General features: G+C 60.3%; 17 protein-coding genes. 11 read left to right on the top strand and 6 right to left on the bottom strand.

Annotated elements, in window-relative coordinates; translation table 11 throughout:
* Positions 1-110: 110 nt before the first annotated feature.
* Entirely contained in the window at positions 111-1,613 is a 1,503-nt protein-coding gene (ppx, locus tag QCBJ_RS16190; protein ID WP_015886469.1) for an exopolyphosphatase, read from the bottom strand.
* A gap of 443 nt (positions 1,614-2,056) precedes the next feature.
* Between ppx and QCBJ_RS16185 the strand changes: the two genes are divergently transcribed.
* The 4 genes from QCBJ_RS16185 to QCBJ_RS16170 all read left to right on the top strand — a co-directional run bounded on the left by QCBJ_RS16185 (position 2,057) and on the right by QCBJ_RS16170 (position 6,601).
* Entirely contained in the window at positions 2,057-2,707 is a 651-nt protein-coding gene (locus QCBJ_RS16185; protein ID WP_043206046.1) for a DUF1120 domain-containing protein, read from the top strand.
* A gap of 133 nt (positions 2,708-2,840) precedes the next feature.
* Positions 2,841-3,539 (top strand): fimbria/pilus chaperone family protein, encoded by a 699-nt coding sequence (locus QCBJ_RS16180; RefSeq protein WP_080943257.1) that lies wholly within the window; start codon positions 2,841-2,843, stop codon positions 3,537-3,539.
* Between the two features lie 7 nt (positions 3,540-3,546).
* Complete coding sequence (locus QCBJ_RS16175; protein ID WP_256581515.1) at positions 3,547-6,063, top strand: fimbria/pilus outer membrane usher protein; 2,517 nt, start codon at positions 3,547-3,549, stop codon at positions 6,061-6,063.
* Between the two features lie 4 nt (positions 6,064-6,067).
* Positions 6,068-6,601 carry a hypothetical protein gene (locus tag QCBJ_RS16170; protein ID WP_102061267.1) on the top strand — a complete coding sequence of 178 codons (534 nt, stop codon included), beginning with the start codon at positions 6,068-6,070 and terminating at the stop codon, positions 6,599-6,601.
* Here the strand turns inward: QCBJ_RS16170 and QCBJ_RS16165 are convergent.
* Genes QCBJ_RS16165 through QCBJ_RS16150 form a run of 4 tightly spaced genes read right to left on the bottom strand, consistent with a single transcriptional unit; the run spans position 6,588 to position 9,421 of the window.
* A complete protein-coding gene (locus QCBJ_RS16165) occupies positions 6,588-7,319 on the bottom strand; it encodes an amino acid ABC transporter ATP-binding protein (protein ID WP_046034888.1) in 732 nt (243 codons plus the stop codon). The genes QCBJ_RS16170 and QCBJ_RS16165 overlap by 14 nt on opposite strands.
* Positions 7,306-7,956 carry an amino acid ABC transporter permease gene (locus tag QCBJ_RS16160; RefSeq protein WP_046034889.1) on the bottom strand — a complete coding sequence of 217 codons (651 nt, stop codon included), beginning with the start codon at positions 7,954-7,956 and terminating at the stop codon, positions 7,306-7,308. Before QCBJ_RS16160 ends, QCBJ_RS16165 begins: the two co-directional genes overlap by 14 nt.
* The gene (locus QCBJ_RS16155) at positions 7,953-8,621 is read right to left on the bottom strand and encodes an amino acid ABC transporter permease (RefSeq protein ID WP_010207407.1); all 669 of its coding nucleotides are present in this window, start codon (positions 8,619-8,621) and stop codon (positions 7,953-7,955) included. Before QCBJ_RS16155 ends, QCBJ_RS16160 begins: the two co-directional genes overlap by 4 nt.
* A gap of 14 nt (positions 8,622-8,635) precedes the next feature.
* Positions 8,636-9,421, bottom strand: a complete 786-nt coding sequence (locus QCBJ_RS16150; protein WP_015886462.1) for a transporter substrate-binding domain-containing protein — start codon at positions 9,419-9,421, stop codon at positions 8,636-8,638.
* A 255-nt stretch (positions 9,422-9,676) separates the two neighbouring features.
* Between QCBJ_RS16150 and QCBJ_RS16145 the strand changes: the two genes are divergently transcribed.
* The 6 genes from QCBJ_RS16145 (at position 9,677) to QCBJ_RS16120 (ending at position 16,950) form a co-directional block, all read left to right on the top strand.
* Complete coding sequence (locus QCBJ_RS16145; protein ID WP_015886461.1) at positions 9,677-10,372, top strand: FadR/GntR family transcriptional regulator; 696 nt, start codon at positions 9,677-9,679, stop codon at positions 10,370-10,372.
* 121 nt (positions 10,373-10,493) lie between these two features.
* Positions 10,494-10,823, top strand: a complete 330-nt coding sequence (trxA, locus tag QCBJ_RS16140) for a thioredoxin TrxA (protein ID WP_015886460.1) — start codon at positions 10,494-10,496, stop codon at positions 10,821-10,823.
* A gap of 234 nt (positions 10,824-11,057) precedes the next feature.
* Entirely contained in the window at positions 11,058-12,317 is a 1,260-nt protein-coding gene (gene rho, locus QCBJ_RS16135; protein ID WP_003176825.1) for a transcription termination factor Rho, read from the top strand.
* Positions 12,318-12,473: 156 nt separating this feature from the next.
* The gene (locus tag QCBJ_RS16130; RefSeq protein WP_102061191.1) at positions 12,474-14,456 is read left to right on the top strand and encodes an acyltransferase family protein; all 1,983 of its coding nucleotides are present in this window, start codon (positions 12,474-12,476) and stop codon (positions 14,454-14,456) included.
* Between the two features lie 59 nt (positions 14,457-14,515).
* Positions 14,516-15,982, top strand: coding sequence for a 4-hydroxy-3-polyprenylbenzoate decarboxylase (gene ubiD / locus QCBJ_RS16125; RefSeq protein ID WP_003176824.1), 1,467 nt, complete (start codon positions 14,516-14,518; stop codon positions 15,980-15,982).
* Positions 15,982-16,950, top strand: a complete 969-nt coding sequence (locus QCBJ_RS16120; protein ID WP_102061190.1) for a CDP-6-deoxy-delta-3,4-glucoseen reductase — start codon at positions 15,982-15,984, stop codon at positions 16,948-16,950. The genes ubiD and QCBJ_RS16120 overlap by 1 nt, the downstream gene beginning before the upstream one ends.
* Before the next feature lie 213 nt (positions 16,951-17,163).
* Here the strand turns inward: QCBJ_RS16120 and QCBJ_RS16110 are convergent, their stop codons facing one another.
* Positions 17,164-17,646 (bottom strand): hypothetical protein, encoded by a 483-nt coding sequence (locus QCBJ_RS16110; protein ID WP_015886456.1) that lies wholly within the window; start codon positions 17,644-17,646, stop codon positions 17,164-17,166.
* 325 nt (positions 17,647-17,971) lie between these two features.
* Here QCBJ_RS16110 and QCBJ_RS16105 point away from each other — a divergent pair, with 325 nt between their 5' ends.
* Positions 17,972-20,359, top strand: coding sequence for a TonB-dependent siderophore receptor (locus QCBJ_RS16105; protein WP_102061188.1), 2,388 nt, complete (start codon positions 17,972-17,974; stop codon positions 20,357-20,359).
* The last annotated feature ends 14 nt before the right edge of the window (positions 20,360-20,373 follow it).

The following is a 20,373-nucleotide window of genomic DNA, read 5'->3' as shown; positions in this document are numbered from 1 at the left end:
ATGCGGCGTTTTTATTGGGGCCGCTTCGCAGCCCAGCGCGGGGCAAGCCCGCTCACCACGCAAGCCCGCTCACCACATAAGCCCGCTCACACAGTTGTTTGCGGTGTTCATCAGCGCAAATTAAGGCTGAACCCCACCCGCGTCAGCCACTCCGCTTCCTGGCCAAAATCTGCCTGGGTCAGCTGGTTCTCATCCAGCCAGCCTTTCGGGAACACCACGTCCAGGCTGTCGCCGTCGGCGCGCAGGGTTACCTGAGGCATTTCCTGGGTGCCACGAATGTGGTGGAACAGGATCGCAAAGCGCAGCAGCACGCACAGGCGAATCAGCTTGATGCCTTCGTCACCGAATTCAGCGAACTTGTCCCTGGGGATGTTGCGGCGATGGCCGCGCACCAACAGGGCGAGCATCTGCTGGTCTTCCCGGGAGAAACCCGCCAGGTCCGAATGCTCGATCAGGTAGGCGCCGTGCTTGTGGTAATGGTAGTGGGCGATATCCAGGCCCACTTCATGCACCTTGGCGGCCCAGCCCAGCAGCTCGCGCCATACACCGTCTTCCAAGTCCCAATCCTCGGCCACCTGGTCGAAGGCGTGCAGCGCTTTGCGTTCCACGCGGGCGGCTTGTTCCAGATCGACGTGGTAGCGCTCCATCAACGAGGTGAGCGTGCGCTCACGCACGTCTTCGTGATGGTGACGCCCCAGCAGGTCGTAGAGCACGCCTTCGCGCAGGGCGCCGTCGCAGTGGTCCATGCGCTGAAGTTCGAGGGCGTCGAAGATCGCTTCGAGAATCGCCAAGCCGGCCGGGAAGATAGTACGACGGTCGGGCTTGATGCCGTCGAAGTCGATTTTTTCTGCATCCCCCAGCTTGAACAGTTTGCGCTTGAGCCACGCCAGGCCTTCGGCGTTGACCTCGCCGGTGCCATGGCCGCCGGCTTTCAGGGCCAGGCCGATGGCGCGGATGGTGCCGGACGAACCGATGGCTTCATCCCAGGTCAGGCGGTGCAGGGCGTGCTCGATGCTCATGATCTCCAGTCGCGCCGCCGTGTAGGCCTGGGCATAGCGCGCCGGGGTGATCTTGCCATCCTTGAAATAGCGTTGGGTGTAGCTGACGCAGCCCATCTGCAGGCTTTCGCGCAGCAGCGGCTCGAAGCGTTGGCCAATGATGAATTCGGTGCTGCCGCCGCCAATGTCGGCGACCAGGCGTTTGCCAGGGGTGTCAGCCAGGGTGTGGGACACGCCGAGGTAGATCAGGCGCGCTTCTTCACGGCCGGAGATGACTTCTACGGGATGCCCGAGGATTTCCTCGGCGCGCCGGATGAATTCGCCGCGGTTGCGGGCTTCACGCAGGGCGTTGGTGCCGACGATTCGCACGGCGCCCAGGGGCATGCCGTTGATCAGTTGGGCAAAGCGCTTGAGACAATCAAGCCCACGTTGCATGGATTCTTCATTGAGTTGGCGCTCATCGTCGATTCCGGCAGCCAGTTGTACTTTTTCGCCGAGCCGCTCAAGGATGCGGATTTCGCCGTTCTGGGCCTTGGCCACGACCATGTGAAAGCTGTTCGAGCCCAGGTCGATGGCGGCGATCAGGGACAGATTCTTGGCTTGGGATTGCGGCATGGTTAGGGGGTCTCGGTCGATAACCCAGCCATCGTGCCACGATCGACCTTTGGTGCCAACGCGTACGGCTTCGGTAATTTTCATGTAGGTGTCTGTGAGGAATTCTTGTAGGTAATGTAGGGAGGTTTCTGAACCACCCTTGAATAGAGCTTCACTTTTGTAGGAATTATTAACCTTTTGTTGTCATTTTGCTGTTTATGATTTTGCCTACAAGGGAGCGATTAATAACTTATTGGTTTTGTATTTACGCCTACCTGGTGTTTTGGCTTGGCTCACTATTTGTTTTTACGGTTCCCACAATGACTGGCGTCTAATCTGATTCTTTAATCAGGTGCCAAAACGACAGACTGTCATCCGGCAATTACGCCGTGGTGTTATTTATTTAGGGTCGGAATGTTCGGCCTTCGTGAATGCACCGATTCATTACAGATGACAGGTTTACTATGAAAAAAATGCTTGGTGTGACAGTGGGGACTCTTTGCCTGGTCGCGAGTATCGGGGCTCATGCAACGAATGTTGCTGAACTGATTGTACGCGGGACTATCAAACCGGTGGCGTGCAACCTTAGCCTCGCCGGTGGCGGCATCGTTGATTACCAGACAATTCCCGCCGCAAGCTTGTCGCCGACGCAGTTCACTTCTCTTGCAGCGAAAACGGTCGGCTTGAGCATCAGTTGCGGCCAAACCCCAGCGCAGTTCCGAGTGGCGCTGAGTGACCTGCAATCCGCCAGCAAGGTGACAGGCATCCTCGGTACCGGGTTCACCGAGGCGCAGAACTACGGTCTGGGTCTCGCCAATAGCAAGCGTACCGGTGGGTACTCCGTCACCCTCAAAAATCTGCAATCGTCCAGCGGGACCCTGAGCCCTATCATGCGCAGCAGCTCGGGCGCTGCCTGGCAGAACAGTGACGGTAAAGTCGCCCAATCACCCGCCCAGTATTCGTGGCGTAGCGGTACCAGTGTGGTACCTGCATCCGTCACCAGTCTTACGGGCACACTTGAAGTGAAAGCCGTTATCAACCGCACACAGGATTTGGACCTGACCCGCGATGTAACGTTGGATGGTCGCACCAGCCTGTCAGTGGATTACATCTAAGTACGTCATTAACGGCCGACATTAACGCAAAGGTACTTATCTATCTCTGTTAAATGTCGGCTGTTTTAACGTGTGCGTTTATTGGTGTTTGATTTTATGGCCGTGGGGAAAATCGGTGAATGTTCTATCAATAATGGTTGTGTCGTTGCTGCGCTATATAAGCTTGTGCCTCTTTTGGTGTGGTTTGGCAGTCGCAGACGGAATGCAACCCGAAACAACCGTTGTCATTCTTAATGAAGAAGAGGGTGAGGCAACGCTTAATGTTAAAAATACCGACCCTGGCCCTGCGTTGCTCCATTCGGTCATACAAAACATACCCGAAGACCTGGAACCCTTGTTGATCGTAACGCCCCCGATTACTCGGGTCGAAGCGGGCGACACCCAACTTGTTCGCTTCATCAGTACCACGAAGAAACCGCTCAAGACCCAGCGCCTGAAACGGGTTTCCTTTGAAGGTATCCCCGAGGCACGTGCACCCGGCGGTGCGACCATTGGTATCACCCTGCGCCAGAGCCTGCCCTTGATCCTGCACCCTAAAGGCTTGCCCAGGCATGACGCGCCCTGGCAGTTGCTGACATGGAAGCGTGAAGGGGATCAGTTGAGGGTCCACAACAACAGCGCTTACGTCGTACGCCTGGGGATGGAAGTACAACTGCATCCGCAGGCAAGCGTTGCAACGTTGCCGCGAACCTACATCCTCCCGGGCGAAGTGCTGACGCTTGCGTCGGCAGGCCCGGTGGCGGGCGTGGTGGCCGTGGGGATTCAACCGGCCACGGTCTACGGGTTTACGGTGGATACCTACCGCGCACCCGTTACGGCTGATGCGGATTGACGCGCCTATGAAGAAGAGCAGGCATACCCGTCGCTCTGCCAATAGCGTGCCGAGCAATGTTTCCCAAGCGCGTTCCAGGATTCTGCTGGGGCTTGCGACGCTGTGGAGTCTGCCCGGTACCAGCGCAGCGGTCGGGCTGGGGGAAGGTTTTGATCTGGCTGCGTTGACCTCCCTTGGCATTGATCCACAGGTGTCGGAATACTTTCGTAGCGCCGCGCGCTTTCGCGAAGGTGTCCATGTGGTCGGGCTGCGAGTCAATGGCACCCCGCTGGGGTTGGTTGATGCACGTTTCGATTACCAGGGCCAGTTGTGCTTCACCCCTGCGTTACTGGCAAAGGCCGGTCTGGTCACCCCGTCCAGGGTTCTGCGCGAGGGCATTACCCCTGACCAGGCCTGCCATGACTTCGTCGGGGAATACCCGGCGACCATGGTGCGGCTACGCCCCAGCAGCGATGAGATCACCCTGGTGGTGCCCACGCAGTCCCTGCGCGAGCCCGAGTGGGAGACCGGGAATTTTTCCCAGGGGGGCGCGGCAGCCCTCTTTAACTACGACATATTGGGTTTCGATACCCACTCGCGCGGTGGGCCAAGTCGCTTCGTATCGGCCTATACCGAGGCGGGTTTCAACCTGGGTAATTGGATTGTCCGCAGCCGCCAGTTTTATGTGTCCGACAATGGCAAGACGCGCACCGAGCAGGTGAATGCTTATGCCCAGCGTGATATCGCGGCGTTGCAGTCGACCTTCCAGGTGGGGCAGATTTCCAGCAACAACCCGATATTTGGCGGTGTGCAGCTGACGGGCTTGCAGTTCTCCCCGGATGGCCAGCAGCGCACCGGCACGGGCGACAGCAACGTCGTGGTGGAAGGGCTGGCTCAAAGCCAGTCTCGGGTCGAAGTCCGTCAATCGGGCGCATTGATCCACTCCACCCTGGTGCCGGAAGGTCCTTTCAGGCTTACCGGTTTGCCATTGCTGAACAGCACCAGCGACCTCGACGTGAGCGTGATTGACGTGCGTGGGGCCAAGCGCAGTTTCGTGGTGCCCGCTGCTTCCTTTCGTGGTGGGGCGCCGGTGGAGCCGGGGTACTATTTTTCCCTCGGCAAGGTGCGTGAGACGTCCCTCGACAACCGGGAGTCCCCTGTGGTCGCCATGGGCAGCGGCACCTGGGGATTGGGCCAGCGCTCGTCGTTGGGCTTCGGTCTACTGAGTACCGATGAGTACCAGTCGGCAGGCGGCTCCCTGAGCAGTGTATTTTTCCACCAGGTGACCGTGGGTGTGCGGCATAACCTGTCCCGTGATGCTCAAGATGAGGTGGGAGGCGCACGTAGCACGCTGTCTTTGGGGACTCCGTTATTTGCCAACCTTGATATCAACCTGAGTGCCTCGGCACAGAGCCGCGGCTACCGGGAAGTACTGGACGCCGGCCAGGCGTCGCGAGGGTACGATCTGGATGCGCGTTTCAAGCGCCAGTACACGGCAGGTTTGAGCTGGGCGGACCCGTCCCTGGGCGGTTTCTCCCTCGGCTTCACACGTAACTCGCAATTTGACGGGCACTCCAACGATCACCTCTTTGCCTCGTGGAACAACACCTTCAACGGCGTGGGGGTAGCCCTGATCGCCGACGCTCAGGTAGGTGCGACCGAGCCTCGGCGCCTGGACCCGGTTCGGGGCGGTCGCCGTGACGAGCGGCTGGACGAGGGCACGTCTGTCCGGCTGCAGGTCACGGTGCCGCTCGGCGATGATCGGCGTGTGAGCGCTTACGTCAGTCGTCGAGGTGACCGGCTGGATGCCGGCACCGCCCTCAGCGAGCGGGTCAACGACTATTTGAACTACGAGGTCGGTGTTGATCGGGACCTGAAAGAACGAGAGCAAAGCGTGCGTGGCCGTGTGGACATCTTGCCGCTCTATACCCGCGTGAGCCTGGGCGTCGACCGTGACCCGTCGAACACCAACTATTCCGGCCAACTGCAAGGCGGCATCGTGGCCCATGAGCACGGCGTGACCTTCTCTCCGTATGCGGTGCAGGACACCTTTGGCATTGTCTCGGTGGGTGATATCGGTGCGGCAAAGGTCTCGACGCCCCAAGGACCGGTATGGACCGATTTCAGTGGCCAGGCCGTGATCCCCGGGCTGCAGGCCTACAGCAACAACCATCTGCAGGTGCAGACCCAGTCGCTGCCCAAGCGCGTCGACTTGAAGAACGGGACCAAGGTGCTCGCCGCTGGTCGGGGTTCAGTCAATATTCTCAACTTTGATGTGATGAAAGTCCGTCGCCTGTTGCTTGAAGCTCAGGATGAACAAGGTCGGCCCTTGCCTCAAGGGGCTGCTGTGTTTGGCCAGGACAACAACTTTGTAACCAGCGTGGTGGGTGAGGGCATGATTTTCCTCAGCAACATCGATGGGCCGCAAACCCTGAAGGTTTCATTGCCGGATTCGCAATCCTGTCTGCTGCAAGTCAACCCGGAGCAAGAGCCTGACGATGACCAACTCTACGAAACCGCACCCGTGGTATGCCATGTTCGCTGAACGGATGAACGGCCCGCGTGCCGCTGGCGTGTGTCTGGTGGTCGTCGCCCTGCTGGTGAACCAGGCGCGGGCTGAAGACTGCCGGATGACCTTGAGCGAGCCCCGGGTCGATTACGGGGTGATTCGTCCCTCGCAAACGTCGTCCGGTCGCTCGACACTGAGGCTGGATACGCAGCGTACGCTGCACCTGAGCGTGCTCTGCGCCAACCCGGCGGCAATGGCATTGCGCTTCAGTGGTGCGCCTGCCGATGCCCAGGGTTTTCAGTTTGGCCGGCAAGGACGCTTCATGTTGAGCCTGAAGCGGGCTCAGGTCGACGGCAGGCCGGTGGCGTGGCAACCCGATGAAACGGCTGACGGGCGGCTGTTACCTGGCCGCACATTGGTGGCGAGCGCAGCCGGTGTGCCAGTGACGGGCCGCCGGTTGACGGCCCAGGTAGAGATTGAGGTTCACTTGCCCGCCGATGCCCTCTCGGTGCGCCGGGAGGTGCTGCTGGAGGGGCATGGCCAATTCGAACTGGTCAGTCCTACTGTTCCGTAGAGCCGATGAAGTTGGCCAGTTCGGCCGTTTGCGGGTTGGCGAACAGCTGCTTGGGGTCACCCACTTCATGCACCTTGCCCTGGTGCATGAACACCAGCTTATCGCCGACTTCCCGCGCGAAGCGCATTTCGTGGGTCACCATGATCAGGGTCATGCCGTCCTTGGCCAGTTGGCGCACCACGCTGAGCACTTCGTTGACCAGTTCCGGGTCGAGGGCCGAGGTGATTTCGTCGCACAGCAACACCTTGGGCGACATCGCCAGCGCGCGGGCAATCGCCACGCGTTGTTGCTGGCCGCCGGACAGGCGATCGGGGAAGGCGTCGAATTTCTCGCCCAGCCCCACGCGTTCGAGCATTTGCCTGGCCAATTGGGCGGCCTTGGCCTTGGGCACCTTCTGCACCACTTGTGGCGCAAGCATGACGTTTTCGCCGACAGTCAGGTGCGGGAACAGGTTGAACTGCTGGAACACCATGCCGACTTTCTGCCGCAGGCTGCGCAGGTCGGCGCGGGCGGCGTCCAGGTATTCGCCATCGACTTCGATCACGCCGTCGTTGATGGATTCCAGGCCGTTGAGGGTTCGCAGCAAAGTGGACTTGCCCGAGCCGCTGCGGCCGATGATCGCCACCACCTGGCCTTCTTCAACGGTCAGGTCTATGCCCTTGAGTACGTGGTGATCGCCGTAATACTTATGCAGGGCGGAAATTCTAAGCAGAGGCATGCAGTCTCCTTTCCAGGTAGCGCGCACTGAGGGACAAGGGGTAGCAGAGCAAAAAGTAACCAAGGGCCACCAGGCCGTAGACCATGAAGGGCTCGAAGGTGGCGTTGGCGAGCATGCCGCCGGTCTTGGTCAGTTCGGTAAAGCCGATGATCGAAGTCACGGCGGTGCCTTTGACGACTTGCACCGAGAAGCCCACCGTTGGCGCCACGGCAATTCGCAGCGCCTGGGGCAGGATCACGTAGCGCAGTTGCTCCAGTGGGTTAAGCGCCAGGCTGGCCGACGCTTCCCATTGCCCATGGGCGATGGAGTCGACGCAGCCGCGCCAGATTTCGGCCAGGTAGGCGCTGGTAAACAGGGTCAGGGCAATGGCCGCCGCCAGCCAGGGCGAGATATCCACGCCGAGCAGGGCAATGCCGAAAAACACCAGGAACAGCTGCATCAGCAGCGGTGTGCCCTGGAACAGTTCGATATAGGTGCGCGCCACGTTGCGCGGGAAGGCTTTGCGGCTGATGCGCATCGTCATCACCAGCAAACCGATCACGCCGCCACCAACAAACGCCACCAGCGACAGCAGGAGTGTCCATTGCAGGCCGGTGGCCAGGTTACGCACGATGTCCCAAAAGGAAAAATCACTCATCGGCTGTTCCTCATCACGAAGCGTCGACCGATCCAATTGAGCAACTGGCGAATCATCAGCGCCATGCACAGGTACACCAGGGTGGTCAGGGCATAGGTTTCGAACGCACGGAAGTTACGCGACTGGATAAAGTTGGCGGCAAAGCTCAGCTCCTCGGTGGCGATCTGGGAACACACCGCCGAACCGAGCATCACGATGATGATCTGGCTGCTCAGCGCCGGCCACACCTTGCCCAGCGCCGGCAGCAGCACCACATGACGGAAGGCTTCGAAACGCGTCATGGCCAGCGCGGCGGCGGCTTCCAGTTGCCCGCGGGGAATGGCTTGGATGCCGGCGCGGATGATCTCGGTGGAGTAGGCCCCCAAGTTGATCACCATCGCCAGCACGGCGGCTTGCCACTCGGTAATTTTCAGCCCCAATGACGGCAGGCCGAAGAAGATGAAGAACAGCTGCACCAGGAACGGTGTGTTGCGAATCAACTCGACATACACACCGAAGCACCAGGCGAAGGGCTGGATCTTCCACGCCCTCACCACCGCTCCGACGGTGCCCAGGGCTACCCCCAGGATCGCACCGATCGCTGTCAGCTCAAGGGTGAACAGTGCGCCGCGCAGCAGCAGGTCGGTATTGGCCAGCACCGGCACAAAGTCGAATTGATAGGCCATGGGTCAGCTCCGCCTTAGAGATCAGCAGGCAATGGTTCTTTGAGCCACTGCATCGCGTTCTTTTCCAGGCTGCCGTCGGCCTTGGCCGCAACCAGGATCTGATTGACCTTCTCCAGCAGTGCGGGCTCGTTCTTGTTCACGCCCACGTACACGGGGGAATCCTTGAGCTTCACCTTCAACGCCGGCACGCGTTTCGGGTTGCGCTCGCTGATCGCCACCATCACCACGTTACCGCTGGCAATCAGGTCGACCTGGCCGGCCAGGTAGGCGGCGATGGTCGAGTTGTTGTCTTCGAAGCGTTTGATCGTGGCTTCCTTGGGCGCGACGGCGGTCAGCTCGATGTCTTCAATGGCGCCACGGGTCACGCTGATGGTCTTGCCCTTGAGGTCGTCGACGCTGCTGATGGCGGCATCAGGCGGACCGAACACGGCCAGGTAGAACGGCGCGTAGGCCTTGGAAAAATCGATGACCTTTTCGCGCTCGGGGTTCTTGCCCAGGCTGGAAATCACCAGGTCGACCTTGCCGGTGGTGAGGAACGGAATACGGTTGGTGCTGTTCACCGGGGTCAGCTCCAGCTTGACCTTGAGCTGGTCGGCCAACAGCTTGGCGGTGTCGATGTCGAGGCCGCGAGGCTTCATGTCAGGGCCGACCGAGCCGAACGGCGGGAAGTCCTGGGGCACGGCGACCTTTAGGGTGCCACGGGCAACGATGTCGTCCAGACCATTGGCCTGGGCGGGTGCCTGGCTCAGCATCAGGCTGGCGAACAGGGCAGTAAGCAGGGCGCTGTAGCGCTTGGTCATGGCAACTCTCCGAGAAGGGCGAAGGGATTTTCTGGATTTGCCCAGTGCACAGCCCATGCCAGTACCGCTCAGATCGTCTGTAAGGCTGGTGTTTATTGAGCCGAGGTGGTCTTACTGGTCTGAACAGTTGTCGGGCTTTTCGCACCCTTTTCGAGCGCTGGCAGAATCGGGCGAGCGCCTTTGGGGCGTGGCTTGCCGCCTGCCGCGAATAGCTTTACAACTAGCCGCTCAGTTGACTGGAACCTTGAGTTTTTTATGAATTCCATCGCCCAAGCCGTACCGGAAGCGGCCCTGCAGGCCATCCGCAAACTGATCAAGGAGCAAGGCTTCGGGCCGGGCGATGCGTTGCCGTCCCAGCGTGACCTGGCCGTGCAGTTGGGCGTGAGCCGGGCGTCGTTGCGCGAGGCGTTGTCGTCACTGAGTGCCTTGGGAGTGGTGAGTGTGCAGCCTGGCAAGGGGGTGTTCGTGCAAGCGCCTGAGGAATCGCCAGGGTTTGCCTGGCCGTTCGCGGCGCAGGCCACGCCGCTGGATATCTTCCAGTTGCGCTACGCCCTTGAGGGGTTTGCGGCGGGGCTGGCGGCGGTCACGTTGACGACGGATGAACTGGACCGCCTGGAAGACAACGTCGAAGCGATGCGCAAGGTGCTCAAGGTCGGCGACTTTGAAGCCGCCGCGCGGCTGGACTTTGAATTTCACCAACGCATCCTGCTGGCCAGCGGTAACCAAGCCATGGTGAGTATCCTGAGCGCCAGCGCCGAGGTGTTCCTGGAGAGCCAGAAACTACCGTTCATCCGGCCGGAGCGGGCCATGGAAACCTGGCAGGAGCACCGCAAGATCCTGCGTGCCCTGGCCCGGCGCGCCAGTGCGGCGGCGCAGAAAACCATGCAGGAACACGTGCGCAATGCGGCGTTGCGCACGGGCATCGCCTTCGTGACTCCCGTAACGCCGTGAGTTGGGCTATACGCAAACTCATGCGCCACCATAGCAAGACTCAATCAGAGGCGGCTTCCTGAACGGGGGAAGGGCGGCTATGATGGGCCACGTTTTTTTTGCTTACAATCCGGAGACATCCATGAGCAACGATCTTATCAAGCACGTCACCGACGCGACCTTTGAGGCCGAAGTACTCAAGGCTGCTGGCCCGGTGCTGGTTGACTACTGGGCTGAATGGTGCGGCCCTTGCAAAATGATCGCTCCAGTCCTGGACGACATTGCGACCACCTACGAAGGCAAATTGACCATTGCCAAGCTGAACATCGACGACAACCAGGAAACCCCGGCCAAGCATGGCGTGCGTGGTATTCCTACGCTGATGCTGTTCAAGAACGGCAACGTCGAAGCCACTAAAGTAGGCGCGCTGTCGAAGTCTCAGCTGCAAGCTTTCCTCGACGCGAACATCTAAGCGTCGTCAAAAAAGCCCCGCAAATAGCGGGGCTTTTTCGTGAAACAGGGCTAGACGCTCCCAAACTCAGGTGGTACATTCGGCCCCGCACTGGTTTCTCCACTGCCCCCTGCAAGCCGTCGCCGACGCATTCCTTTTCGATTAGTACGCGATCCTGTCGCCTTCTCTGCGGCGCGGCCTCATTAAGCCAAAAGCTTAATTTCCCCCCTCCATAAATGATTACGTCATTCCTATATGAATCTGACTGAACTCAAGCAAAAGCCGATTACCGACCTGCTCCAACTGGCCGAAGAAATGGGCATAGAAAATATGGCCCGTTCGCGCAAGCAGGACGTGATTTTCTCCCTGCTGAAAAAGCACGCGAAAAGCGGCGAGGAAATCTCCGGTGATGGCGTGCTGGAGATTCTCCAGGACGGCTTCGGCTTCCTCCGCTCTGCAGACGCCTCCTATCTCGCCGGCCCAGACGATATCTACGTCTCGCCGAGCCAGATCCGTCGCTTCAACTTGCGCACCGGCGACACCATTGTTGGCAAGATCCGCCCTCCGAAGGAAGGCGAGCGTTATTTCGCCCTGCTCAAGGTCGACACGATCAACTTCGATCGTCCCGAGAACGCGAAAAACAAGATTCTCTTCGAGAACCTGACGCCGCTGTTCCCGACCGTGCGCATGAAGATGGAAGCCGGTAACGGTTCCACCGAAGACTTGACCGGCCGTGTCATCGACCTGTGTGCCCCGATCGGCAAAGGCCAACGTGGCCTGATCGTCGCCCCGCCGAAGGCCGGTAAGACCATCATGCTGCAGAACATTGCAGCGAACATCGCACGTAACAATCCTGAAGTTCACCTGATCGTGCTGTTGATCGATGAGCGTCCGGAAGAAGTGACCGAAATGCAGCGCACCGTGCGCGGCGAAGTGGTTGCCTCCACGTTCGATGAGCCGCCAACCCGCCACGTGCAGGTTGCCGAAATGGTGATCGAGAAGGCCAAGCGCCTGGTCGAACACAAGAAGGACGTGGTGATCCTGCTCGACTCCATCACCCGTCTGGCCCGCGCCTATAACACCGTGATCCCGAGCTCCGGCAAGGTATTGACCGGTGGTGTCGATGCCCACGCCCTGGAGAAACCGAAGCGTTTCTTCGGCGCCGCGCGGAACATCGAGGAAGGCGGCTCGCTGACCATTATCGCCACCGCACTGGTTGAAACCGGTTCGAAGATGGACGAAGTGATCTACGAAGAGTTCAAGGGTACCGGCAACATGGAACTGCCCCTGGACCGTCGCATCGCGGAAAAACGCGTGTTCCCGGCGATCAACATCAACCGTTCCGGTACCCGCCGCGAAGAGTTGCTGACCGCCGACGACGAACTGCAGCGTATGTGGATCCTGCGCAAGCTGCTGCACCCGATGGACGAAGTCGCTGCCATCGAGTTCTTGATCGACAAGCTGAAAACCACCAAGACCAACGATGAGTTCTTCTTGTCGATGAAGCGTAAGTAAAACCACGTTTCAGGTCCGAAAAAATGGCGCCCTCAGGGGCGCCATTTTTTTTGTGTCGAAAAGGGGAGGTTTGAGCACCTCAAGTGTCAGTTAAGAAACAAAAACAGGTGAGTGCGGCTACGCTCATCCCCATTCGTATCTGGCTGACCATTGTTTATGACCGTTCTTGCTTATCGAAGAGACATCGACGGCCTGCGTGCCATTGCTGTCCTGGCTGTCGTGCTGTTCCATTTTGGCGTTCCAGGCGTCACTGGCGGTTTTGTCGGCGTCGATGTGTTTTTTGTGATTTCCGGCTTTCTGATCACCTCGATCATCTGGCGCGAACGTCAGGCCGGGCGTTTCAGTTTCGTGGAGTTCTGGGCGCGCCGTGCCCGGCGTATTCTGCCGGCGCTGTTTGTGATGATGGCGGCGACGCTGGTGGTGGGTTGGTTCCTGCTGGCGCCCAAGGACTACGAAGCATTGGGGCGCTCGGCGCACTATCAGGCGACCTTCAGCTCCAATCTGCTGTTTGCACGCCAGCACGGTTATTTTGATGCGGCCTCCGACATCAAGCCGTTACTGCATACCTGGTCGTTGGCAGTGGAAGAGCAGTTCTACATTGTCTTTCCGCTGTTGCTGACCCTGCTTTCAAGCCGTTTGAAACATTGGCGGCTGGCGTTGCTGGGTGTGTTGCTGGTGTCTTTCGGCATGAGCGTCTGGGCGGTCACGCATCAGCCGCAAAAAGCGTTCTATCTGCTGCACCTGCGTGCCTGGGAGTTACTCGCCGGGGCGATGCTGGCGGTGATGCCCCTGCGTGACTGGCGCGCCCCGCCCGCTCTGGCCCAAGGGGTCAGCCTGGTCTCCCTGGCGTTGATCCTGATTGCCGTGTTCGGTTTCGATCGACACACGCCGTTTCCTGGTGCTGCCGCGTTGCTGCCGGTGCTGGGCGTGGTCGGGTTGATCTGGGCCAACGGGCAGCAACACACCTGGGTCGGGCGCTTGTTGAGCTCTCGGGTCATGGTGGGCGTGGGGCTTATTTCATATTCCTGGTACCTGTGGCACTGGCCGGTGTTCGTGTACGCCAACTATGCGGCGGTGGACGGTTTGAGCCCGTTTGAGTTGGCGGGCCTGATGCTGGTGAGCCTGGTGCTGGGCTATCTGTCCTGGCGTTTCGTGGAGGCACCGTTTCGCGAAAAGCGCTTGCTGGCGGGCCGCAAGGCGATCCTGGCGGCGGGTCTCGCCGGGATCCTGTGCCTTGGTTTTACCGGTTTGGCGTTGCGTGAAGCCAAAGGGGTGCCCTGGCGCTTGTCCGAGCAGGCGCTGCGTTATGCCCAGGCGAAAACATGGAGCCCGGCGTTGATGGCGTGCATGGCCGACAAAAACACGCCGGATGAACGCCTGTTTTGCCACTTCGGTCCCAAAAACAGCTCGGTGTCCGCGCTGGTCTGGGGTGACAGCCATGCCACCGCATTGATTCCGGCACTCGAGGACGGCGCCAAACGTCACGATATCAGCCTGGTGCAGGCGAGCTTCGCCGGCTGCATGCCATTGGATGGCCTGGAGAATATTGCCCGTTGCGCGCATTTCAACCAGCGGGTCGAGAAAGCCATGGCCGAACAGCCGTTCAGCGATGTAGTGCTGGTGGCGCGCTGGAGCCTGTACCTCTATGGGCAAATGTCAGGGGACAAAGAGCATGCGCTCAAAGACCCTGCCACCGGCAACTACGTACGCTCCGTGGCTGAAGAGCGCTTCGCCCAGGGCCTGCGCGAACGTATTAAAGGGCTGCGCGCCGCCGGGCATCGGGTGTGGCTGGTCAAGGAGGTGCCGTTGCAGGAAATCATTGTGCCGTACCGCCTCAGTCGCCTGGCCATGATGCACCGTCCGGTGGACAAGGAAGGGCTGCCCGTGGAGGAACATATGAAGCGCCAGGCCTTTATCACTCAGTTGTTTGACGAACTGGCGGCTGCCGACAGCGGCGTGACCGTGTTGGACCCCGCGCCCCTGCTGTGTGGCGCCGATGGCCTGTGCCGGGTCGAGCTCAATGGTCGCGCGTTGTACACCGACGACAACCACCTCTCTGACGTGGGCGCGCGGCACATCGAGGCCTTCCTGGAACCGCTGTTCAGTTCCTTGCAATCACGGCGGCTGACGGCCAATTAAGCTGCCAGCTGCCTTCAGAGCAGGTAGGATGTACGCCTATTTTACGGGTGGCATGGTTAATGAAATTCAAGGATCTTCGGGATTTCGTGCAGCAACTTGAGCAGCGCGGAGAGTTGAAACGTATCCAGATGCCGATTTCCCCGGTGCTGGAAATGACTGAGATTTGCGACCGTACCCTGCGCAACAAGGGCCCGGCGCTGCTGTTCGAGAACCCGACCGGCTTTGATATCCCGGTGCTGGGCAACCTCTTCGGTACCCCCGAGCGCGTGGCCTTTGGCATGGGCGCCGAGTCGGTCAGCGAGCTTCGCGAGATCGGCAAGTTGCTGGCCTTTCTCAAGGAGCCCGAGCCGCCCAAGGGGCTGAAGGATGCCTGGTCGAAGCTGCCGATCTTCCGCAAGATCATTGCCATGGCCCCCAAGGTGGTCAAGGACGCGGTGTGCCAGGAAGTGGTCATCGAAGGCGATGATGTCGACCTCGCCATGTTGCCGGTACAGACCTGCTGGCCCGGCGACGTCGGCCCGCTGATCACCTGGGGCCTGACCGTCACCAAAGGCCCGAACAAGGATCGCCAGAACCTCGGTATCTACCGCCAGCAAGTGATCGGCCGCAACAAGGTGATCATGCGCTGGCTGAGCCACCGTGGCGGTGCCTTGGACTTCCGCGAGTGGTGCGAAAAACACCCTGGTAAACCGTTCCCGGTCTCCGTGGCCCTGGGTGCCGACCCGGCCACCATCCTCGGGGCCGTGACCCCGGTGCCTGACAGCCTGTCCGAATACGCTTTCGCTGGCCTGTTGCGCGGCAACCGTACCGAGCTGGTGAAGTGCCGCGGCAACGACCTGCAAGTGCCGGCGACTGCTGAAATCATCCTCGAAGGCGTGATTCATCCCGGCGAAATGGCGGATGAAGGCCCTTACGGCGACCACACCGGCTACTACAACGAAGTCGACAGCTTCCCGGTGTTCACCGTCGAGCGCATCACCCATCGGATCAAACCGATCTACCACAGCACCTACACCGGCCGTCCGCCGGATGAGCCGGCCATTCTCGGCGTGGCGCTCAACGAAGTGTTCGTGCCGATCCTGCAGAAGCAATTCCCGGAGATCACCGACTTCTACCTGCCGCCGGAAGGCTGCTCGTACCGCATGGCCATCGTGACCATGAAGAAGTCGTACCCCGGTCATGCCAAGCGGGTAATGCTCGGTGTGTGGTCGTTTTTGCGACAGTTCATGTACACCAAGTTCGTTATTGTCACCGACGACGACATCAATGCCCGCGACTGGAACGACGTGATCTGGGCCATCACCACGCGCATGGACCCCAAGCGCGACACGGTGATGATCGACAACACGCCGATCGACTACCTCGACTTCGCGTCGCCCGTGTCTGGCCTGGGGTCGAAGATGGGCCTGGACGCTACCCACAAATGGCCGGGTGAAACCACCCGCGAGTGGGGCAGGGTGATCGTCAAGGATGAAGCTGTCACCGCGCGTGTTGATGCGATTTGGAAAGAATTGGGAATAGATTGATGCGTGTAACCCTGCAACCTTCCGGCGCCGTGCTGGAGCTGGTCCCTGGCGAGCGAATCCTCGAAGGTGCGCGCCGCCTGGGCTACGAATGCCCCCAGGCCTGCCGCAACGGCGTGTGCCATGTGTGCGCGGCGCTGTTGGTGGAAGGCCGCGTGCAGCAAGCCGGTGAGGTGCGTGACCACGGCGAGTTCTACACCTGCATCGCTGAGCCGCTGGAAGACTGCATTGTGTTGTGGGATGGCGTGCTGGCGCCGGGAGAGTTGCCGTTGCGCAAGTTGTCGTGCCAATTGAGTGAATGTGTAGAGGTCGGTGGCGACGTGTGGCGTGTGCGCCTGCGGGCGCCAGCCGGCAAGACGGTGCGTTACCACGCCGGGCAATACTTGATGATCGAGCGGGAGAATGGCGAGAAGTCGGCATTTTCCCTGGCGTCGGCGCCCCATGCCGGGCGCGAGCTGGAGCTGCATGTGCTGGCCCGCGAGGACAGCGCGCGTAGCTTGCTGGAGCAACTGCAGCGCAATCAGATGGCCCGTGTGGAGCTGCCGTTCGGCGACACCCATTTGGCCGAGTTGCCGGATGGGCCGCTGGTGTTGATCGCCGCCGGCACCGGCATGGCGCAGATGCATAGCCTGATCGAACATTGTCGCGCGTCCGGCTTCAAGCACCCGGTGCACCTGTACTGGGGCGTGCGTCGCCCGGAAGATTTCTACCAGATAGAACACTGGGACCAGTGGCTGCAACTGCCCAACCTGTTCCTGCACAAAGTCGTCAGTGACTTGTGCGGCTGGGAAGGGCGCTGCGGGTTGCTGCACGAAGCGGTGTGCGAAGACATCACCGACCTCAAGTCGGTGCACGTCTACGCCAGCGGTTCACCGGCGATGATCTACGGCACCCTGGATGCCCTGGTCGAGGCCGGTATGGATGCGCACCAGATGCGTGCCGATGTGTTTGCCTACGCGCCACGGCCCTGAGCCGGGCAAAACATCACGGTTGCATGCCGATCAAATTGTGCGGGCTTGCTGTGGCGAGCACGCTGGCTTGCGCTGGGGGGCGAAGCGCCGCCCAAAGAGCCGGCTCCAGCTGCGCTGTCGAACGGGAGCAAGCTCCCTCGCCACAGCAAGCTCCCTCGCCACAGCAAGCTCCCTCGCCCCAGTAAGCCCGCTACCACGCTGGACGGTGCCTGCTTAGAATCGCAATCCCGTCGTCACCATCGCCGCATTGAACCCCAGTAACACCAACTCCGCCGCCACCGGCCCGTAATGCGTGCCCACGGACGGAATGATCACCGGCGCCACGCCAAAACGATTCAACGGGATCTTGTCGCGGTACTTGCCGCGATAACCTTGGATCGCCCCGCCTGTCAGCTTCAAATACACCGGATAGTCGGCCATGTCATAGCGCTTGCCCGCATAGGCGTAGTACGAGCGTTGGCGGAACGAGTTGCGGAACGTCGCCCCGCCGTACACAAAACCGGATGCTTCGTTGCGCTCCAGGCCGATCAGATCCTGGTTGTTGTTGTGGTCCGGGTCGGGCGCGAAGTGCCGCGTGTAGACGCTGGTCTGTGCATACCAGAAGCCTTTGTCGTCCTCGGTAGCGGATGTTTCGCCCGCCAGTGCGGTGGTGGCCTGGGCCAGCAGCAACAGGCCAGGCAGTCGGAATTTCTTCATGGGTGCGACCTCGGTAGTCGATTATTGGGCGGCTAGGTGGGTCGTGATGTGTGCGTTATTTTGAGGGTTTGGCACGTTCCCAGGCTGAACCGGGGCTGAAAGTAGCGAGATTGGCGCGCTCAATCCTGATGAATGGGCGGATTCGCTTATGCATTCGCTTATTCTTTAAAGGTATTTAATTTTTTTCATAAATATCATTAGGCTATATATCAACGGACTACCGAACACTCACAACAACCAATCACTGACCGCCACCGCCCGCCAGCCGGACCGATCGTACGAACTCAGAGCACGACGTTCTGGTTTTTGATTCAAGGGGAGCGGTATGGGGAGCTACCAGCAACACGCGCTGTACACGGCGATTTTGTCGGCCAATTTGCTGACCGCTGTGGGTTTCAATCCCGTCTTTGCGGCCGAAACGTCCGCCACCGATACACCCAAGCTCGACACTGTGATCGTCACCGGTACCCGCGCCCAGGAGCGTACGGCCAGTGCTTCGCTGTCACCGATCGATGTGATTTCCGGAGATACCTTGCGCAGCACGGGTTCCGATGAGTTGGGCGCGGTGTTGGCGCGGCTGATTCCGTCGATCAATTTCCCACGCCCAAGCCTGGTGGACGGCGCCGAACTGGTGCGTCCTGCGCAATTGCGCGGCCTGTCGCCGGATCAGGTGCTGGTGCTGGTCAATGGCAAACGTCGCCACACCAGCGCCTTCGTCAACCTGGGTGGGGCGGTGGGCCGTGGCTCTGCACCGGCGGACTTGAACGCGATCCCGCTGTCGGCGGTGGACCATATCGAAGTGCTGCGCGACGGCGCGTCCGCCCGCTATGGCTCCGATGCGATTGCCGGGGTGATCAACGTGATCCTCAAGCACGCCGACCAGGGCGGCTCGATCTCCACCAAGTTCGGCGAGTACAAGAAGGGCGACGGTATCCAGCGTAATGTCAGCGGCAATACCGGCCTGGCGCTGGGCGACAACGGCTTTATCAACCTGTCGGCCGAAGGCGCCGATAACGATTACACCAACCGCGCCGGCAATGATTACCGCCCAGCCAGCATCGGTTCCACCACCTACGGCCAGCGCGTGTTCCGCCAGGGCGAGCCGGCCACCGATGAAGGCAAATTCCAGTTCAACTCGGAATATGCCTTCAACGATGCCGCCGAGTTCTACAGCTTCGGTGGCTACAGCAAACGGCGCGGGGAGACGGCAGCGTTTTACCGGGCGAGCAACGCCTCCAACAACATCGCGGCACTCAACCCCAACGGCTACCTGCCGCTGATCAAGGGCAACCTGGAAGACACCTCGCTGGTGGTGGGCCTGCGCGGGCTGTTGGCCTACGACTGGCATTACGACCTGTCGGCCAACTACGGCAAGAACCAGTACGAGCTGGGCACCGAAACCATCAACACGTCCCTGGGCCTGGCCACGCCGCGCAAGTTCAACAACGGCACCCTGAGCAACGATCAGAAGCAGATCAGCCTGGACCTGTCGCGTGAGTTCGACGTGGGCTTCCTGCCTTACCCGGTCTCCGTGGCCTTTGGTGGCGAATACCTGCACCAGGGTTACGAGATCGAAGCGGGTGAGCCGGCGTCCTACTTCCAGACCGGCAGCTCCGGCCTGGGCGGTTTCCGCGACGCCGACGCCGGTACGAGCACACGGCATAACTGGGCGCAGTACCTGGACCTGGAAACCAATTTCACCGAAAAACTCAGCGCCTCCGCCGCCGTGCGCCATGAGGACTACAGCGACTTCGGTTCCAACGTCAGTGGCTCGCTGTCGGCCCGCTACGACTTCACCCCGCAGGTGGCCTTGCGCGGCAGTATTTCCAATGGTTTCCGCGCGCCGTCCCTGGCCCAGCAGAACTTTGCCTACACCTCATCGCAACTGATCGGCAGTACCGTCCAGGAAGCGGGCACCTTCCCGGCCAACAGCCAGGTGGCTCGCTTGCTCGGCGCCGAAGACCTCAAGGCTGAAAAGTCGCGCAACTACAGCCTCGGCCTGGTGCTGGAGCCTGCCGATGACCTGACCGTGACGCTCGATGTGTACCGTATCGACATCCGCGACCGCATCAGCCTGTCGTCAAACCTGAACCTCAACCCGGCGGCGATTGCCTACCTGCAAGCCAATGGCGTGGGCAACATCAACTACACCAGCGCCCGCTACTTCACCAACGCGACCGACACCAGCACCGACGGTGTCGACCTCGTGGCCAACTATCGCTACCAGTTCGATAACGGTATCCGCTGGAACAGCACCGTGGGCTATAACTACAACCACACCAAAGTCACTGACGTAAAAGCCAACCCGGCGATTCTCGACAGCCTGGGTGTGAACCTGTTGCGCGTGGACCGTCGCGAGCGTATCGGTTTGCTCGGCGATACCACGCCACAACACAAGCTGAGCCTGGGTAACGACTTCACCTTCGGCCGTTGGGCGCTGCACAGCAACCTGGTGCGCTATGGTGAATTCACCAGCTACCAGGCAGACAAGGTCAATGACCAGACCTTCAAGGCGGCCTGGGTGCTGGACCTGTCGGCAGACTACAAGCTGAAGAACTGGACCTTCACCCTGGGCGGCGACAACGTCACTGATAAGTACCCGGAGAAGGTCAACGCCTTCGCCAGCAGTGGTGGCAATTTGGCCTATAGCACTTTTTCGCCGTACGGTTACAGCGGCGCGTTCTATTACGGTAAAGTTGCCTATAACTGGTAAGAGCACAGGAGACC

It is taken from the genome of Pseudomonas sp. QC2 (assembly GCF_002859085.1).
GTDB classification, from domain to species: Bacteria; Pseudomonadota; Gammaproteobacteria; order Pseudomonadales; family Pseudomonadaceae; genus Aquipseudomonas; species Aquipseudomonas petroselini.
The sequence above is the reverse complement of the archived record's forward strand: the minus strand, read 5'-3'. Positions and strand labels throughout refer to the sequence as shown.

Bases quoted from the DNA above. Each gene is read 5' to 3' on its own strand.
- ppx (WP_015886469.1), bottom strand. From the start codon at position 1,613: ATGCCGCAATCCCAAGCCAAGAATCTGTCCCTGATCGCCGCCATCGAC.
- QCBJ_RS16185 (WP_043206046.1), top strand. From the start codon at position 2,057: ATGAAAAAAATGCTTGGTGTGACAGTGGGGACTCTTTGCCTGGTCGCG.
- QCBJ_RS16180 (WP_080943257.1), top strand. From the start codon at position 2,841: ATGGTTGTGTCGTTGCTGCGCTATATAAGCTTGTGCCTCTTTTGGTGT.
- QCBJ_RS16175 (WP_256581515.1), top strand. From the start codon at position 3,547: ATGAAGAAGAGCAGGCATACCCGTCGCTCTGCCAATAGCGTGCCGAGC.
- QCBJ_RS16170 (WP_102061267.1), top strand. From the start codon at position 6,068: ATGAACGGCCCGCGTGCCGCTGGCGTGTGTCTGGTGGTCGTCGCCCTG.
- QCBJ_RS16165 (WP_046034888.1), bottom strand. From the start codon at position 7,319: ATGCCTCTGCTTAGAATTTCCGCCCTGCATAAGTATTACGGCGATCAC.
- QCBJ_RS16160 (WP_046034889.1), bottom strand. From the start codon at position 7,956: ATGAGTGATTTTTCCTTTTGGGACATCGTGCGTAACCTGGCCACCGGC.
- QCBJ_RS16155 (WP_010207407.1), bottom strand. From the start codon at position 8,621: ATGGCCTATCAATTCGACTTTGTGCCGGTGCTGGCCAATACCGACCTG.
- QCBJ_RS16150 (WP_015886462.1), bottom strand. From the start codon at position 9,421: ATGACCAAGCGCTACAGCGCCCTGCTTACTGCCCTGTTCGCCAGCCTG.
- QCBJ_RS16145 (WP_015886461.1), top strand. From the start codon at position 9,677: ATGAATTCCATCGCCCAAGCCGTACCGGAAGCGGCCCTGCAGGCCATC.
- trxA (WP_015886460.1), top strand. From the start codon at position 10,494: ATGAGCAACGATCTTATCAAGCACGTCACCGACGCGACCTTTGAGGCC.
- rho (WP_003176825.1), top strand. From the start codon at position 11,058: ATGAATCTGACTGAACTCAAGCAAAAGCCGATTACCGACCTGCTCCAA.
- QCBJ_RS16130 (WP_102061191.1), top strand. From the start codon at position 12,474: ATGACCGTTCTTGCTTATCGAAGAGACATCGACGGCCTGCGTGCCATT.
- ubiD (WP_003176824.1), top strand. From the start codon at position 14,516: ATGAAATTCAAGGATCTTCGGGATTTCGTGCAGCAACTTGAGCAGCGC.
- QCBJ_RS16120 (WP_102061190.1), top strand. From the start codon at position 15,982: ATGCGTGTAACCCTGCAACCTTCCGGCGCCGTGCTGGAGCTGGTCCCT.
- QCBJ_RS16110 (WP_015886456.1), bottom strand. From the start codon at position 17,646: ATGAAGAAATTCCGACTGCCTGGCCTGTTGCTGCTGGCCCAGGCCACC.
- QCBJ_RS16105 (WP_102061188.1), top strand. From the start codon at position 17,972: ATGGGGAGCTACCAGCAACACGCGCTGTACACGGCGATTTTGTCGGCC.